The following is a 15,531-nucleotide window of genomic DNA, read 5'->3' as shown; positions in this document are numbered from 1 at the left end:
CCGCGCACGCAGGCGGTGCAGCGGCGCGATGCTTCCGGCGCGGAAGCGAGGGCGGTAAGAATGAACATGCGAAGCGTTCAGAGGTCGGGGCCGTCCATGCAACGGGGCGACCGCCAACGGCGGTGCCGGCGCATCGGGACACCCCGCCCGGTGCGGCTGCTGGACCTCGGGTCGATGGCAGGTCTCCTGGCTTGCGGGTCGTCATCCGCGCCGGCCTTCCCGGTTTCCCAGTGGCGCGTGGTGGCGCGGATTCGCCGCTTACAGTTGCGGGGGCAGCCGCAGATTGGAGGCTCGGCCTCTGCTGCGTTCCCTTTTGATCCCGTCTCCGGGAACCATCGGTGCGCAAGCGTAAGGGCGAGCACGCCGGCACGTCAATCGTCGAATCGCGCAGGGGTGCGAAAAAACGTCACCGCGCGTCGAATGCTCGCGGATGGCGTGTCGCGGGCGCAACGGAGCGTATTTCACATCTGACGAAAGCGGCTGGCCGTGGCGGGGCGATATGAGGCTGGAACGCGCGCGTCCTCGTCGTTCGAACGAGGCGGTGGGGTGTTGCGCCGGGAGCGCGCGCCGCAGCCGCCGGCGCGCGCCCCCGGCGATTTCATGCGGCGGGACTGGAAACCAGTGCGGCGAAGTTCGCGAGGTCGATATTGCCGCCGCTGATGATGATACCGACGCGCTTGCCCGCGAGTTCGTCCTTCATCTTGCGTGCGGCCGCGAGCGACAGGCAGCCGGTCGGCTCGACGATGAGCTTCATCCGGGTTGCGAAGAACCGCATGCTGTCGACCAGTTCGGCGTCGGTCGCTGTCAGGATGTCGTCGACGTCGCGCCGCAGGATCTGGAACGTCAGGTTGCCCAGATGCTGCGTCTGCGCGCCGTCGGCGATCGTGCGCGGCGTGTCGATGTGCACGATCGCGCCGCTGCGGAACGATTGCTGGCCGTCGTTGCCGGCTTCGGGCTCGACGCCGTACAGCTTCGCTTGCGGCGACAGCGCACGCGTCGCGAGCGCGGTGCCGGAGAGCAGCCCGCCGCCGCCCATCGGGACGAACAGCGCATCGAGCGCGCCCACTTCGTCGAACAGCTCCTTCGCGGCAGTCCCTTGTCCGGCGAGCACGTCCGGGTGGTCGTAAGGCGGAATCAGCGTGAGCCCGTGCTTCTCCGCCAGCTCGCGGCCGATCTGCTCGCGGTCTTCCGTATAGCGGTCGTAGGTCACGACGTTGCCGCCGTAGCCGCGCGTGGCGGCCATCTTCGCGGCCGGCGCGTCCTGCGGCATCACGATCGTTGCCGGGATGCCGAGCATGCGCGCCGACAGCGCGATCGCCTGCGCGTGGTTACCCGACGAGAAGGTGACGACGCCGTTGCGGCGCTGCGTGGCGTCGAAGCGCGACAGCGCGTTGAAGGCGCCCCGAAACTTGAAGGCGCCCATGCGCTGAAAATTCTCGCACTTGAAGAACACTTGCGCGCCGAGCGCGTCGTCGAGCGTGCTCGACGTCATCACGGGCGTGCGGTGCGCGTGGCCCTGCAGGCGCGCGGCGGCGGCCGCGACGTCGTCGTAGGTGGGAAGGGTCGGATTGGTCATCGGTGGCTCTCGTCGATAGGGCGATCATCGGGGCGGGCGTGCCCGTCATTTTGCATCGTTGTACACGGTCGCGCGCGAGACGCCCAGGTGTTGCGCGACGATTTCCATCGCGCGGCGCACCTCGAGAAAGCCGTCTGCCTTCAGCATCTGCATCAGCTCGCGCCGCTGGTCGGTCTTCAGTTCGCGCGGCGTGGACGCGAGACGCGTCGCGAACGCATCGATGCGCTGCCGGATCGCGTCGGCGCCGGCCGGATCGAGCGTGTCGGCGACCGGCGCGCCTTCGACGCTGCAGAACTGGTTCAGCATCCCCTGGAAGCCGCGGAACAGCGTGACGTCCGCGTTCAGGCACAGCGCGGCCACGTAATGGCCGCTCGAATCCTTGATGCCGATCGACGTGCTCTTGGCCTGGCGCCCGTCGCTGAACCGATTCGCATAGTTCGCGAGCACTTGCGGGTAGCTGTCGTCCGCGATGCGGGCGAGGCCGAGTTCCGTCGCGGGGTCACCAACCTCGCGCCCGGACAGGTTGTTGTGGATGGCGAGAATCGCATGCTTCGGCGAGCGCAGGTCGTGCACGACGACCTCGGTGAACGGCGCGAACATCGCGCCGAGCCCTTCGGCGATGCGCAGCACCTGTTCGATCAGCGATGCCTGTTCCAGCTGCGGCGTCGGGCGGGAACGGTTCATCGCGCGGCTTCGAGCGCAGGTGCGTCGGTGGTCTCGGGACGCGTGATGTCGGCGAGCAGCGGTCGGGCGATCCGCACGTAATCGGACGCGTCGAGCACGATCGAGCGGTCGAGGCGTCCGGCGTTGAACGCGATCGCGTCGTTGCGTTCGACCAGCGCCGGATCGACGACGAGCGTCACGCTCGCGTCAAACACGAACGGCGGCACGGCGCCCATCACGCAGCCGGTGACGGCGGCCGCGCGCTCCGGCGGCGCCAGCGTCGCCTTGCGACGGCCGAGCGCGTCGGCGACCTTGCGGAAGTCGATCTTCAGATGACCGGGGATCACTGCCAGCGCGGTCGCATCGCCGCCATCCTTGAACGTGCAGAGCATCGCCTTCGCGCCCTGTTCGGGACGCGTGCCGCGAATCGCGGCGATCACGTCGGATTTGCCCTCTGCGGGGTGCTCGAGCACGCGGAACCGCGCACCGTTGCTGGTCAGCAGCTCGCACAGCCCGTTGAAGACGGGGTATTCGGTCATGTCGTGGCAGGCCGTAAGAGTGCGCGCGTAGCGCGGTCGAAATAGATGAATCATCCAAGTATAGACGTTTTGTCGCGCCGCAGACAGAAAAGGGCGTTGGGCGCACGGCAGGCAAGGCGCGCGCACCGTGTACCGAAAGGCCATTTCATGTTGCGAAATGGCGTGGGCGCTTTCGTGCCGCCTGTCTTTCCGTGCCTTGAAAAAGTGTTTTGCATCGCAAAAACTCGGACCTATCTCATTGAAAATTAACAGAAATTTATATCTTATGTCTTATATAAGAGTTGGCCGAAAGCGCGCCGTGCAGCGGTACTATTAAGTCCATGCAGTTCGCTTCGACAGACGAAGCGGGCACGCTGAACCCTTTACTCAAATGCGCTTCGTTTCCAGGAGATAGACATGGCCCAGTATCAAGACGACATCAAGGCAGTTGCTGGCTTGAAAGAGACCCACGGCAGCGCGTGGGATGCGATCAATCCCGAGTACGCCGCTCGCATGCGTGCCCAGAACAAGTTCAAGACGGGTCTGGACATCGCCAGGTACACCGCCAAGATCATGCGCGCCGACATGGCCGCCTACGATGCCGACCCGTCGAAGTACACCCAGTCGCTGGGTTGCTGGCACGGCTTCATCGGCCAGCAGAAGATGATCTCCATCAAGAAGCACTTCAACAGCACCGAGCGCCGCTACCTTTACCTGTCCGGCTGGATGGTGGCCGCGCTGCGCTCCGAGTTCGGCCCGCTGCCGGACCAGTCGATGCACGAAAAGACCTCCGTCAGCGCGCTGATCCGCGAGCTGTACACGTTCCTGCGCCAGGCCGACGCCCGTGAACTGGGCGGCCTGTTCCGCGAGCTGGACGCAGCCGTTGGCCCTGCCGCGAAGGCCGCCATCCAGGAAAAGATCGACAACCACGTCACCCACGTCGTGCCGATCATCGCCGACATCGACGCGGGTTTCGGCAACGCGGAAGCCACGTACCTGCTGGCCAAGCAGTTCATCGAAGCGGGTGCATGCTGCATCCAGATCGAAAACCAGGTGTCCGACGAGAAGCAGTGCGGCCACCAGGACGGCAAGGTCACCGTGCCGCACGAGGACTTCCTGGCCAAGATTCGCGCGATCCGCTACGCGTTCCTGGAGCTGGGCGTGGACGACGGCATCATCGTGGCCCGTACCGACTCGCTGGGCGCCGGCCTGACCAAGCAGATCGCCGTGACCAACGCGCCGGGCGACCTGGGCGACCAATACAACGCCTTCCTCGATTGCGAAGAGCTGTCGGCCGACCAACTGGGCAACGGTGACGTCGTCATCAAGCGCGACGGCAAGCTGCTGCGTCCGAAGCGCCTGCCCAGCAACCTGTTCCAGTTCCGCGCCGGCACGGGCGAAGCGCGCTGCGTGCTGGATTGCATCACGTCGCTGCAAAACGGCGCCGACCTGCTGTGGATCGAAACCGAAAAGCCGCATATCGCGCAGATCGGCGGCATGGTCAGCGAGATTCGCAAGGTCATCCCGAACGCCAAGCTGGTGTACAACAACAGCCCGTCGTTCAACTGGACGCTGAATTTCCGCCAGCAGGCGTATGACGCGATGAAGGCCGCGGGCAAGGATGTGTCGGCATACGACCGCGCGCAACTGATGAGCGTGGAATACGACGATTCCGAACTGGCGAAGCTCGCCGACGAGAAGATCCGCACGTTCCAGGCCGACGCGTCGCGCGAAGCGGGCATCTTCCACCACCTGATCACGCTGCCGACGTACCACACCGCCGCGCTGTCGACCGACAACCTGGCGAAGGAATACTTCGGCGACCAGGGCATGCTGGGTTATGTGGCCGGCGTGCAGCGCAAGGAAATCCGTCAGGGCATCGCGTGCGTCAAGCACCAGAACATGTCCGGCTCGGACATCGGCGACGACCACAAGGAATACTTCAGCGGCGAAGCGGCGCTGAAGGCGGCGGGTAAGGACAACACCATGAACCAGTTCTCGTAATCGTCATAGCCGCGGCACACGACGCCAACCCGTTGTTCACGGGTTGGCGTTTTTTTTCAGTCGCGCTCGGTCGTGAGGCAGTCGCAGCTCACCGTCGTAGCGGCCGTCGCACGTGTTCGCCCGAATTGCAGAAAGCGCGGTTTTGAGCGGTGCGTAGGCAGCGCGCTCGCAACAGATGTTTGTGTACGCAACCTAATTCAGGGTTTGCCTGAGTAGCGAAAACACGGATCCGCGCAACGTGCGCTTGCGTACGTGGGCCACGCGAGGCGCCGACCAAAATTGCCGCTGGCGCGCAACCCTTGCACTGCAAAGCGCCGGGCCGTTTCGTCCGCGCGGAGCATGCAGCGAACCAGTAAAACAACCCGTCCGCAAGCGACATGCCCGACCCATCGTCACGGTTGTTTCTTGTTGCAACGCAACGCCCGCGCAATATCGGCGATGGTATGCTGGCCATCATGTAGTTGTACGTCAGGTTGCATGCATGGCGAAACTCGCGTTCGTACACTCACGCGATCGTTCAGATAGTTCACATACTCTCGCCCGCATCGCGGCATCGACGCGCGCTCCGCTCGCGCGTCGATGCCGCGATGCGTGTCGCTTCAGTCTGCACGCCCACCGCAATCCCGATCTCGCGGGCTCGCCCCGCATCCTGTATCCCCGTCCAATAATCTGGAGACACCCCGATGTCGCAAAACTCATTGGCCGAAGCGACGCACGGCCCGCTGATCGCTCCTCCGGCATTCGTCAAACATCGCAAGCTGATCGAATGGGTGACGCGCATCGCGGAGCTCACCGAACCCGAACGTGTCGTGTGGTGCGACGGCTCGCAAGCCGAGTACGACGCACTGTGCAACGCGATGGTCGAACAGGGGACGCTCAAGCGGCTCAATCCCGCGAAGCGTCCCAACTCGTTTCTTGCGCAGTCCGATCCGTCGGACGTCGCGCGGGTCGAAGACCGCACGTTCATCTGCAGCGCGTCGCGCGACGACGCCGGACCGACCAACAACTGGACCCCGCCCGACGAAATGCGCGCGACGCTCGACGGGCTGTTCCGCGGCGCGATGCGCGGCCGCACGCTGTACGTCGTGCCGTTCTCGATGGGCCCGCTCGGCTCGCCGATCGCGCACGTCGGCGTCGAGCTGTCCGACAGCCCGTACGTCGCGGTGAACATGCGGATCATGACGCGCATGGGCCGCGACGTGTACGACGTGCTCGGCGAGGATGGCGAGTACGTGCCGTGCGTGCACAGCGTGGGCCATCCGCTCGAGGCGGGCCAGAAAGACGTGCCGTGGCCGTGCAACCCGGTCAAGTACATCGTGCACTTCCCGGAAACGCGCGAGATCTGGAGCTTCGGCTCCGGCTACGGCGGCAACGCGCTGCTCGGCAAGAAGTGCTTCGCGCTGCGCATCGCGTCGACGATGGGCCGCGACCAGGGCTGGCTCGCCGAGCACATGCTGATCCTCGGCGTGACGTCGCCGGCCGGCAAGAAGTATCACGTCGCGGCCGCGTTCCCGTCGGCCTGCGGCAAGACCAACTTCGCGATGCTGATTCCGCCGAAGGGCTTCGACGGCTGGCAGGTCACGACGATCGGCGACGACATCGCGTGGATCAAACCCGGCCGCGACGGCCGGCTTTACGCGATCAATCCCGAGGCCGGCTTCTTCGGCGTCGCGCCGGGCACCGGCGTGAAGACCAACCCGAACGCGATCTCGACGCTGAAGGAAAACGTGATCTTCACGAACGTCGCGCTGACCGAAGACGGCGACGTGTGGTGGGAGGGGCTGACCGACACGCCGCCCGCGAAGCTGACCGACTGGCAAGGCAACCCGTGGACGCCGGAAACGGCCAAGGAAACCGGCCGCAAGGCCGCGCATCCGAACTCGCGCTTCACGGCGCCGGCCGCGCAATGCCCGTCGATCGACGCGGACTGGGAGGACCCGGCCGGCGTGCCGATCGATGCGTTCATCTTCGGCGGCCGCCGCTCGACGACCGTGCCGCTCGTCACCGAGGCGCGCGACTGGATCGAAGGCGTGTACATGGCCGCGACGATGGGTTCGGAGACGACCGCGGCGGCGGCCGGCCAGCAGGGCATCGTGCGGCGCGATCCGTTCGCGATGCTGCCGTTCTGCGGCTATAACATGAGCGATTATTTCGGCCACTGGCTGATGCTGGGCGAACGGCTCGCCGCGAGCGGCGCGACGCTGCCGAAGATCTACTGCGTGAACTGGTTCCGCAAGGGCGAGGACGGCACATTCGTGTGGCCGGGTTTCGGCGAGAACATGCGCGTGCTGAAATGGATGCTCGATCGTCTCGAAGGGCAAGGCGGCGGCGCCGAGCATGCATTCGGCGTGTCGCCGGCCTACGACGACCTGCACTGGGACGGACTGGACTTCACGCGCGCGCAGTTCGACACGGTCACGTCGATGAATACCACCGAGTGGCGCGACGAATTGAAGCTGCATGCGGAGCTGTTCGACAAGCTGAAGCTCCGCCTGCCGGCCGCGCTGCTCGATACGATGAAGCGGATCGAACAGCGCATCGGCGCGTAACGCATCGCGCGTCGCGCCGGCCCGTCCGGCGCAATCGCGGACAAGGTCCCGCGTCGGCCACCGGTGCCGACGCGGGATTTTTTGCGCGCGCGGTCAGCGCACGCGCGTCAGCCGAGATCGAGCGCGTTCGTCAGATCCCCCGGCGGCGTCTGGCCGCGCGCGGCGAACGCCTGGTTGCGCGCGACCACGCCATCGAGCGGCGCGAGCCCGTGCACCCGGCTGATGAAGCGCAGGATCGAGTTCGTGTCGTACAGCGTATGGTCGACGTAGCCCTTCTTCGCGAACGGCGCGATCACCAGCGCCGGAATCCGCGAGCCCGGCCCCCAGCGGTCGCCGAGCGGCGGCGCGACCGGGTCCCACCAGCCGCCGTTCTCGTCGTGCGTCATGATGATCACCGTGTTCGCCCACTGCGGGCCGCGCCGGATGTGCTCGATCACGGTCGCGATGTGCCGGTCGCCCGACGCGATGTCCGCGTAGCCCGCATGCATGTTCAGGTTGCCCTGCGGCTTGTAGAACGTGACCGCGGGCAGGCGGCCCGCATCGATGTCCGCGAGCAGGCGGTTGGTCGACGGCTCGTCGCCGAGGCCCGCGTCGCGCAGATGCCGGCGGCGCGCTTCGGTGCCCGGCGCGTACTTGACGAAGTAGTTGAACGGCTGGTGGTGATACTGGAAGTCGGGCACGTCGCCGGTGTCGCGGTGCTCGAGGGCGTATTGCCATGCGCCGCTGTACCACGCCCAGTCGATGCCCTTGTCCGACAGGCGGTCTCCGATCGTCGCGTAGCCCTGCGGCGGCAGCACGCGATGGTCGTCCGGATCGGCGTACGCGGCGTTGCCGCCCGCGGGCGGCGGCACGTAGCTCGGCTGGTACGGCGGCGCCATCGTGTTCACGCCGTAGCCGTCGGGCGTCAGCGCGCCGTCGCGCGCGAACTTCGGCGGGCCGTCGAGCGCGGACGCCGGCGAATCGGCGGCCAGCTTCAGGCGCGTGCCGGCCGGGTCGTCGCCTTCGACCGCCGACAGCAGCTTCGCCGCCTGTGGATGCTTGTGCGCATCCGGATACAGCGGCGGCTGCGCGCCGATCAGGTACATGTGGTTGAGCCACGAGCCGCCGAACGCAGCCATGAAGAAGTTGTCGCACAGCGTGTACTGCTGCGCGAGATTCCACAGCCGCAGCGTGTCGGCCGAATTGCGGTAATGCCCCATCACGAGGCCGCCGGAATCGGCCCACGCGGCGAACTGGTCGTTGCGGCCCGCGTTGATCTGCATCTGGTTCTGGTAGAAGCGGTGCCACAGGTCGCGCGTGATCACGCTGTTCGGCAGCGGCTTGCCGTGCGCGTCGCGGATCAGGAACGGCGCGTTCGGCAGCTTCTGGATGTCCTGCTCGGCGATCATGTAGCGCGTGCCGTCGACTTCCTGCGCCTGCGGCACGAGGCCGCCCCAGATCTTCGGCAGGACCGGCAGCGGGGTCTTGCCGTCGCGGTCGAGCTGGCGCGCCTGCGCGGGCGGCACCGCGGCGAGCGGATGCTGCACGCCGGGGAAATCGCCGTACAGGTTCGCGAAGCTGCGGTTTTCCGCGTAGATCACGACGATGTTGCGCACGTGTCGGCGCAGTGTTTCGTCGAGCTGCAGGTCGGCGGCCGTGCGCGGCGCACGTCCCGACGTGATCTCGCAGCCGCCTAGCGCGACGCCCGCACCGAGCGCGGCGATGCCGCCGAGCATGCGGCGGCGGTCGGGATCGTCGGGAAGGTCGTCGGGCCGGGCGGGGGTGTCGTTCACGTCGTGTGCTCCTCGGATGGGCGATGGTCGTTCGATGTGGGGCGCGCTGGGTGGTGCGTGCTGGCGCGCGCGCAGGTGCACGAGAGCCGGCGTCGTGCGGGCTCACGGCGGTAAGCTTCGCGCTGTCACGAAAATGTCATGCACGCGACTATAGCGCGGTCGGCTGGGGCGATGAAAGGGATTTGTCGGAGCTATGCGCGACGATGGGCGCGGGGGCGGGAATCGAGGGTGGTGGGGTGGCAGGGCGGTTCGTGCGAGCAACATCCGCTTGTGGTGCGCTGCGTCATTCATCCGATTGAGCGACGTGGCGAGATGCGGGCGCGGTGGCATTTTTGTCTGCGTGGCTGCTCGCGTTTTGCGAATGGCGCGCACGCGTGCGCGGCCGGATGCGCGATGCGACTGATCGATACGATCTGAAGAAACGCCTTCGACAGGACCGGACTACGCAGAATTGCGGATCACGGCGGAACGTTCGCGGCGTCGGTGCTGTCGCGCGCGAACGATGCGATGCGATGCGATGCGATGCGATGCGATGCGATGCGATGCGCAATCGCACCTCGCCCGCGATCGTCAGTCAGGACGCAGCGGCCGCATAGACTTCGATCGCTTCGGTCGGCGTATCAAGAAAGCGCATGCGCTACCCACGTCGCATAACGGCGTACCCGCGAACGCAAATCAGGACGCAGCCGCCGCCGCAACTTCGGCCGCTTCGGTCAGCGCGTCGAGAAAGCGCGTGCGCCACCAGTGCACGTCATACTTGCGCACGGTCGCCATCAGCGCCGCGTGGCGCTGCCGGCGCTCGTCGATCGGCATCGTGAGCGCGCGCTGGATCGCCTGCGCGGTGCCTTGCGTGTCGTACGGATTGACGAGCAGCGCTTCCTTCAGTTGCTCGGCCGCGCCCGCGAAGCGCGACAGCACGAGCACGCCCGGATCGGTGTTGTCCTGCGCGGCGAGGAATTCCTTCGCGACGAGATTCATCCCGTCGCGCAGCGGCGTGACGAGTGCGACGCGGCTCGCGCGATAGAGGCCCGGCAGCCGCCGGCGCGCGACCGTGCGATGGATGTAGCGCATCGGCATCCATTCGAGCTCGCCGTAGTCGCCGTTGATCGCGCCGCACAGGCTGTCCATTTCGCGCCGCAGGTCGTCGTAGGCGCCGAGGTCCTCGCGGCTCGGCGCGGCGATCTGGATCAGCGTCGCGCGATTGCGGTTCTCCGGATACTGCTCGAGCAGTTGTCGGAACGCGTGCACGCGCTGCGGCAGGCCCTTCGTGTAATCGAGGCGGTCGACGCCGACGAGCAGTTGGCGACGCGAATACTCGTCGCGCATCCGTTCGAACATCGCGATGCCGTCGCGGTCGCCCGCGAGCGACGCGAACTCGTCGACGTTGATGCCGATCGGAAACGCGCCCGCCGACAACGTGCGGCCGAAGGCGCGCAGCCGGCCGTCCGGCAGGCGCGCCGCGCCGGCTTCCGCCTCGACGTAGTGCTCGAAGTGCAGCAGGTCGCTTTCCGTCTGGAAGCCGACGAGGTCGTACGCGAACAGCGAGCGCATCAGCCATTCGTGCTCCGGGATCGCCGCCATGATCGGCGGCGGCGGCATCGGAATGTGCAGGAAGAAGCCGATCGGGTTCGTGCAGCCGATCGCGCGCAACTCGGCCGCGAGCGGAATCAGCTGATAGTCGTGCACCCACACGACATCGTCGGCGCGCAGCAGCGGGTAGAGCTTGCGCGCAAAGAGCTGGTTGACGCGGCGATAGCCGTCCGCGAAACGTCGGTCGAATTGCGCGAGGTCGAGCCGGTAGTGAAACACCGGCCACAGCACGTTGTTCGAATAGCCGAGGTAGTACGCGTCGTAGTCTTGCGGATCGAGGTCGATCGTCGCGAGCTGAATGCCGCCGACGTTCTGGATCTGCACGTCGTCGCCGCGGCCCGGATGGTCGTCCTCGCCGCGCAACCTGCCGCTCCAGCCGAACCATACGCCGCCCGTTTCCTGCAGGCTGTCGCGCACGGCGACGGCGAGGCCGCCTGCAGCGGCTTTACGTGGATCTGCGATGCGATTGGAAACGACGACGAGACGGCTCACCAGCTCTCCTGCGAATGGTTGGGGAAGGTTCGTGCGGCCAGGGCGCGAGGCGGACGCCGCCACCGACGCGAGGCGCGATGGGGCCGCGGTACGATCGGCAGGGAATCAGGGGCTGCGATTCGCCGTCCGAACGTGGAGTGCTTTTTAAGCATACTCGTCATTCGCCTGATTTAAAAGTGCGCGTCCGGGTTGAACGGAATGGCGCGCGGTCGCAATACGCGTCGTGTGCCGTATCGGATCTTCGGGAATAAAAATTGCGCATCGAGCCGATAAAAACGCGCAAGCGCTGTTCGTGCGTCGCTGAATCGCGACCGCGATTGAGCCGATGGCCGGTGCCAAGTTGTACTCGGTTGCGTAGCGGTCGATGCACGCCTGCGCGATCACGATCCCGCGCTCGTACGTGCAGGTTGCATCTGCATCTTCCGCGCGAACAAGTTGCGCGAGCAACTGTCTTCAGAAGTCGTCGATATCGGCGCTCGCTTCGGCTTGCTTGCTTGCCGGCCCGTGCGCGAGTTCGACGATGTCGCGCTCGACGGATTCGTAGTCGGCCGCGCTCCACACGATCTCGGCGACGCGTTCACGTGCGCGATCGGTCGTGTCAGCCGCGCTCGCCATCGTGTCCTTCAGCTGGCGAGTTGATCCTGCGGATGCTGGTGCGCCTGTCGGACTTCGGTCAGCGTGAGCCCGCTGTCGGTGGTGTGCGTCCGGACCTCGTGACCACGCACTCAGTGCGCGAGACGCGCGAACGCGCAGTTTCCCGCCGCCGACCGGCCCGCGACCTGCGTCGCGGACCGGTCGGCAGTCAGAACGTCAGAACGTCAGAACGTCAGAACGTCAGAACGTCGTCCGCAAGCCTGCCATCACGCTGCGGCCGCCTTCCGGCGCGAAGTCGCGCACCACCGAGCTCGCGTAGCGGATGTCCTGGTTCGTCAGGTTGTCGCCGCGCAGATACGCGAGCCAGCGCGTCGCGCCGACGCGGAACTTGTAGGTCAGCATCACGCCGAGCGACGTGTAGCCGGCGGTCGGCAGGTCGTTGTCCGGCACGCGATGCTGCGCCCATGCGTGCGTGACCTGCGCGCGCGCGCCGAACGGCCCGTAGCCGTAGTCGGCCGCGAGCGTCGTGCGCAGCGGCGCGATGCGCGGCAGCGGCTGGCCGGTGTCGACGTTGCGCGCATGCGTATAGTCGGCGGTCAGCTCGAGGTCGACCGTGTGGCCGCGCCGCGCGAACGCACGCCACTTGCCGTCGAGCTCGACGCCGTAGAACTCCGCGCGCACGCCGCGATAGACTGCCTCGGACAGTGCGCCGTCCGTGCCCGGCGCGATCGGGTCGCCGTCGCTGTCGACGATGCGGCCCGTATTGAACTCGGTCAGGTAGTTCGAGAAGCGGTTGTAGAACACGCCGACGCTGCCGCGGTTCGGTCCGCTCGCGTAGCGCAGCGACAGGTCGGTCGACACCGCCTTTTCCTTCGACGCGTTCGGGTTGCCGATCAGGAACTGGCCGGTCGCGTCGTGCGGACCGTTCGAATACAGCTCGTAGAACGTCGGTGCGCGCTCGGTGTACGCGACGTTCGCCGCGACCGACCACACCGGCGTCAGCGAGAACAGCGCGCCGGCGGACACGCTGCCCGCGTTGACGTCGCGCGGCTGCGCGCCGGCGAATTTCTCGGCGCCGGCCGGGTCGGGCTGCAGCTTGACGTGCTCGTAGCGGCCGCCGACGCTCAGCTTCAGCGCGTCCGACACCTTCCACTCCTCGAGCCCGAACAGCGCGACGCTCGTCGTGCGCGTGCTCGGCACGAGCGTTTCGTCGCCGAGTGCCGAGAAGCGGTTCTGGCCGAACTGCACGCCGAGCGCCCCCTCGAATGGGCCGATCTTGCGGTGGCGGGCCTCGATGCGCGCCTCGTAGCCGCGATTGCGGAACATCGTCGCGGTTTCGCCATGGTCGACCTCCTTGTGCCGGTAGTCGGTGTATGCGAAATCGAACTTCAACTGCGAGAACGGCCCGCTCAGGTTGCGCACTTCGGACGCGAGCGCGAGGCGCTCCTGGCGCATCTTCAGGCGCACGTCGTCTGCGGCGACCGAGCCGTAGTTCGATTCGTAGCCGCTGTACGACAGCCCGGTGAAGCCGTCCGCCCACGTGTACGACGCGCCGACCGAGCCGCCGTGCGCGCGTCCGTCGCTGTTCGGCACGCTGCCGTACGGCTGCGGCCGGTCCGGGCCGTCGAGCGCGCGCTGTGCGTCGCTGCGCGCGTAGCCGGGAATTCGCAGCTTGCTCGTCTCGCGATCGAACGCATCGACGTGGAACGCGAAGCGGCCATTGCCGCCCTCGACCTGCGCGGCGCCCGCGCGCACCGCGTTCGCGCCGCCGTAGCGCGCATCGACTGCGCCCGTCACGCCTTCGATCGCGTCGCGCGGGATGCGGTTGTCGATCGTGTTGACGACGCCGCCGACCGCGTTGCCGCCGTACAGCAGCGCGGCCGGGCCGCGCACGATCTCGACGCGCTCGATCGTCAGCGGGTCCTGCGGCACCGCGTGGTCGAACGACAGCGACGACGCGTCGTAGGCGGCGACGCCGTTCTGCAGCAGACGGATCCGGTCGCCGTCCATGCCGCGGATGATCGGGCGGCCGACCATCGGGCCGTAGGTCGTCGTCGATACGCCGGGCAGGCCGTTCAGCGTCTCGCCGAGCGAATCGGCCTGACGGCGCGTCAGCGCGTCGCCGCTCAACTGCGTGGTGGCGGCGATCGGGTCGGTGTCGCCGAGCGGGTTCGCGGTCACGAAGATCGGCGCGAGCGGCGCGGGCGGCGACGTGGCAGGCGGGTCGGCCGCATGGGCGGGCGTGACGGCGGCGAACAGCATCAGAGAGACGGGCTGAAGCCGGCGAAGCGGTAGACGGCGAAGGTCGCGCATGATCGGTGAAGACATTGGAAGTTGTGTAGAAATCGGATCGGAATGTCAGCCCGGCGAGCACACATCGAAACGATATATTGTTGCATCGTGCACGCGCACCGACCCGCTGCGGATCCGATCCGGCGGCGCCCGGCCGTGTCGATAACGCACCATGACGACGGACAAGCATCGAAGATGATACGTTATATCATTTCTGATTAAAACCGGGACGATGCCGCCCATGCGCCGACGTACCGCTTCATCGGCGACGCCGGCCAACGGCCCGAGGCGGTGCTGCGAGCGTGCGCACGGCCGCGCTGCACACGACGGCGCGCTGCGAACCGGCCGCAATCGCGTGCGTTTCCCGTAGCGTTGATACGTATCAAGTCGTTGCGGTCTCGAGCCCGGATACTGGCCCGGTCATCGACCAGACAGGAGCAGGGCATGACGCAGACCATGAAAGCCGCCGTAGTGCATGCCTTCGGCGAACCGTTGCGCATCGAGGAAGTGCCGGTGCCGACGCCGGGCCCGGGCCAGATCCTCGTCAACATCAAGGCGTCCGGCGTCTGCCATACCGACCTGCATGCGGCCGACGGCGACTGGCCCGTCAAGCCGTCGCTGCCGTTCATTCCGGGCCACGAAGGGGTGGGCGTGGTCGCGGCGGTCGGCGCGGGCGTCACGCACGTGCGCGAGGGCGACCGGGTCGGCGTGCCGTGGCTGTATACGGCCTGCGGGCATTGCGAGCACTGCTACTCGGGCTGGGAGACGCTGTGCCACGGGCAGCAGAACACCGGCTATTCGGTGAACGGCAGCTATGCGGAATACGTGCTCGCCGATCCGGACTACGTCGGCCACCTGCCGGCGCAGGTCGCGTTCGACGAAATCGCGCCGATCCTGTGCGCGGGCGTGACGGTCTACAAGGGGATTCGCGTCACCGATACGCGCCCCGGCCAATGGATCGCGATCTCCGGAATCGGCGGCCTCGGGCACGTCGCCGTGCAGTATGCGCGCGCGATGGGGCTGCACGTCGCGGCGATCGACATCGCGCCGGACAAGCTCGCGCTCGCGAAGCAGCTCGGCGCGGAGCTGGCCGTCGACGCGTCGAGCGCCGATCCGGCCGCGGTTCTCCAGAAGGAAATCGGCGGCGCGCACGGCGTGCTCGTCACGGCGGTGTCGAGAAGCGCGTTCGCGCAGGCGCTCGGGATGGTGCGGCGTGGCGGCACGGTCGCGTTGAACGGGCTGCCGCCGGGCGATTTCCCGCTGCCGATCTTCTCGACCGTGCTGAACGGCATCACGGTGCGCGGCTCGATCGTCGGCACGCGGCGCGACCTGCAGGAGTCGCTCGACTTCGCGGCGGACGGACTCGTGCGCGCGCACATCCACCGCGAGCGGCTCGGCAACATCAACGACATCTTCACCCGTTTGCGCGAAGGGAAGATCGACGGCCGCGTCGTGCTGACCGACATGCATTGACGCGCCAG

11 protein-coding genes and 1 riboswitch are annotated in these 15,531 nt (G+C 67.0%); of the genes, 3 read left to right on the top strand and 8 right to left on the bottom strand.

What is annotated here, in order from left to right:
* Nucleotides 1-158 precede the first annotated feature (158 nt).
* A riboswitch (cobalamin riboswitch) is annotated at nucleotides 159-352 on the bottom strand.
* A 246-nt stretch (nucleotides 353-598) separates the two neighbouring features.
* The 3 genes from WJ35_RS24970 to WJ35_RS24960 are packed head-to-tail and all read right to left on the bottom strand — an operon-like array spanning nucleotide 599 to nucleotide 2,778.
* Nucleotides 599-1,576 carry a threo-3-hydroxy-L-aspartate ammonia-lyase gene (locus WJ35_RS24970; RefSeq protein ID WP_069240244.1) on the bottom strand — a complete coding sequence of 326 codons (978 nt, stop codon included), beginning with the start codon at nucleotides 1,574-1,576 and terminating at the stop codon, nucleotides 599-601.
* A 45-nt stretch (nucleotides 1,577-1,621) separates the two neighbouring features.
* Nucleotides 1,622-2,260 carry a helix-turn-helix transcriptional regulator gene (locus WJ35_RS24965; protein WP_069240243.1) on the bottom strand — a complete coding sequence of 213 codons (639 nt, stop codon included), beginning with the start codon at nucleotides 2,258-2,260 and terminating at the stop codon, nucleotides 1,622-1,624.
* Nucleotides 2,257-2,778 carry a YbaK/prolyl-tRNA synthetase associated domain-containing protein gene (locus WJ35_RS24960; protein WP_011882281.1) on the bottom strand — a complete coding sequence of 174 codons (522 nt, stop codon included), beginning with the start codon at nucleotides 2,776-2,778 and terminating at the stop codon, nucleotides 2,257-2,259. Before WJ35_RS24960 ends, WJ35_RS24965 begins: the two co-directional genes overlap by 4 nt.
* Before the next feature lie 396 nt (nucleotides 2,779-3,174).
* On the opposite strand from WJ35_RS24960, the gene WJ35_RS24955 reads away from it, so the two are divergent.
* Nucleotides 3,175-4,761: an isocitrate lyase gene (locus WJ35_RS24955; RefSeq protein ID WP_010094051.1), complete on the top strand. Its 1,587-nt coding sequence runs from the start codon at nucleotides 3,175-3,177 to the stop codon at nucleotides 4,759-4,761.
* A gap of 683 nt (nucleotides 4,762-5,444) precedes the next feature.
* Nucleotides 5,445-7,310, top strand: a complete 1,866-nt coding sequence (locus tag WJ35_RS24950; RefSeq protein ID WP_069240242.1) for a phosphoenolpyruvate carboxykinase (GTP) — start codon at nucleotides 5,445-5,447, stop codon at nucleotides 7,308-7,310.
* Nucleotides 7,311-7,417: 107 nt separating this feature from the next.
* Here WJ35_RS24950 and WJ35_RS24945 read toward each other — a convergent pair whose 3' ends face one another.
* From WJ35_RS24945 to WJ35_RS24935, 5 genes are all read right to left on the bottom strand, one after another.
* Nucleotides 7,418-9,082 carry an acid phosphatase gene (locus tag WJ35_RS24945; protein WP_069240241.1) on the bottom strand — a complete coding sequence of 555 codons (1,665 nt, stop codon included), beginning with the start codon at nucleotides 9,080-9,082 and terminating at the stop codon, nucleotides 7,418-7,420.
* Nucleotides 9,083-9,757: 675 nt separating this feature from the next.
* Nucleotides 9,758-11,164 (bottom strand): alpha,alpha-trehalose-phosphate synthase (UDP-forming), encoded by a 1,407-nt coding sequence (gene otsA, locus WJ35_RS24940; protein WP_069240240.1) that lies wholly within the window; start codon nucleotides 11,162-11,164, stop codon nucleotides 9,758-9,760.
* 144 nt (nucleotides 11,165-11,308) lie between these two features.
* Nucleotides 11,309-11,611: a hypothetical protein gene (locus WJ35_RS31605; RefSeq protein ID WP_124260086.1), complete on the bottom strand. Its 303-nt coding sequence runs from the start codon at nucleotides 11,609-11,611 to the stop codon at nucleotides 11,309-11,311.
* Between the two features lie 6 nt (nucleotides 11,612-11,617).
* Nucleotides 11,618-11,779 (bottom strand): hypothetical protein, encoded by a 162-nt coding sequence (locus tag WJ35_RS31600; protein WP_155121973.1) that lies wholly within the window; start codon nucleotides 11,777-11,779, stop codon nucleotides 11,618-11,620.
* A 219-nt stretch (nucleotides 11,780-11,998) separates the two neighbouring features.
* Entirely contained in the window at nucleotides 11,999-14,020 is a 2,022-nt protein-coding gene (locus WJ35_RS24935) for a TonB-dependent receptor (RefSeq protein ID WP_069240239.1), read from the bottom strand.
* Between the two features lie 474 nt (nucleotides 14,021-14,494).
* Here WJ35_RS24935 and adhP point away from each other — a divergent pair, with 474 nt between their 5' ends.
* Nucleotides 14,495-15,523, top strand: a complete 1,029-nt coding sequence (gene adhP, locus WJ35_RS24930) for an alcohol dehydrogenase AdhP (protein WP_069240238.1) — start codon at nucleotides 14,495-14,497, stop codon at nucleotides 15,521-15,523.
* The last annotated feature ends 8 nt before the right edge of the window (nucleotides 15,524-15,531 follow it).

It is taken from the genome of Burkholderia ubonensis (assembly GCF_001718695.1).
Classification (GTDB): Bacteria; Pseudomonadota; Gammaproteobacteria; order Burkholderiales; family Burkholderiaceae; genus Burkholderia; species Burkholderia ubonensis_B.
The sequence above is the reverse complement of the archived record's forward strand: the minus strand, read 5'-3'. Positions and strand labels throughout refer to the sequence as shown.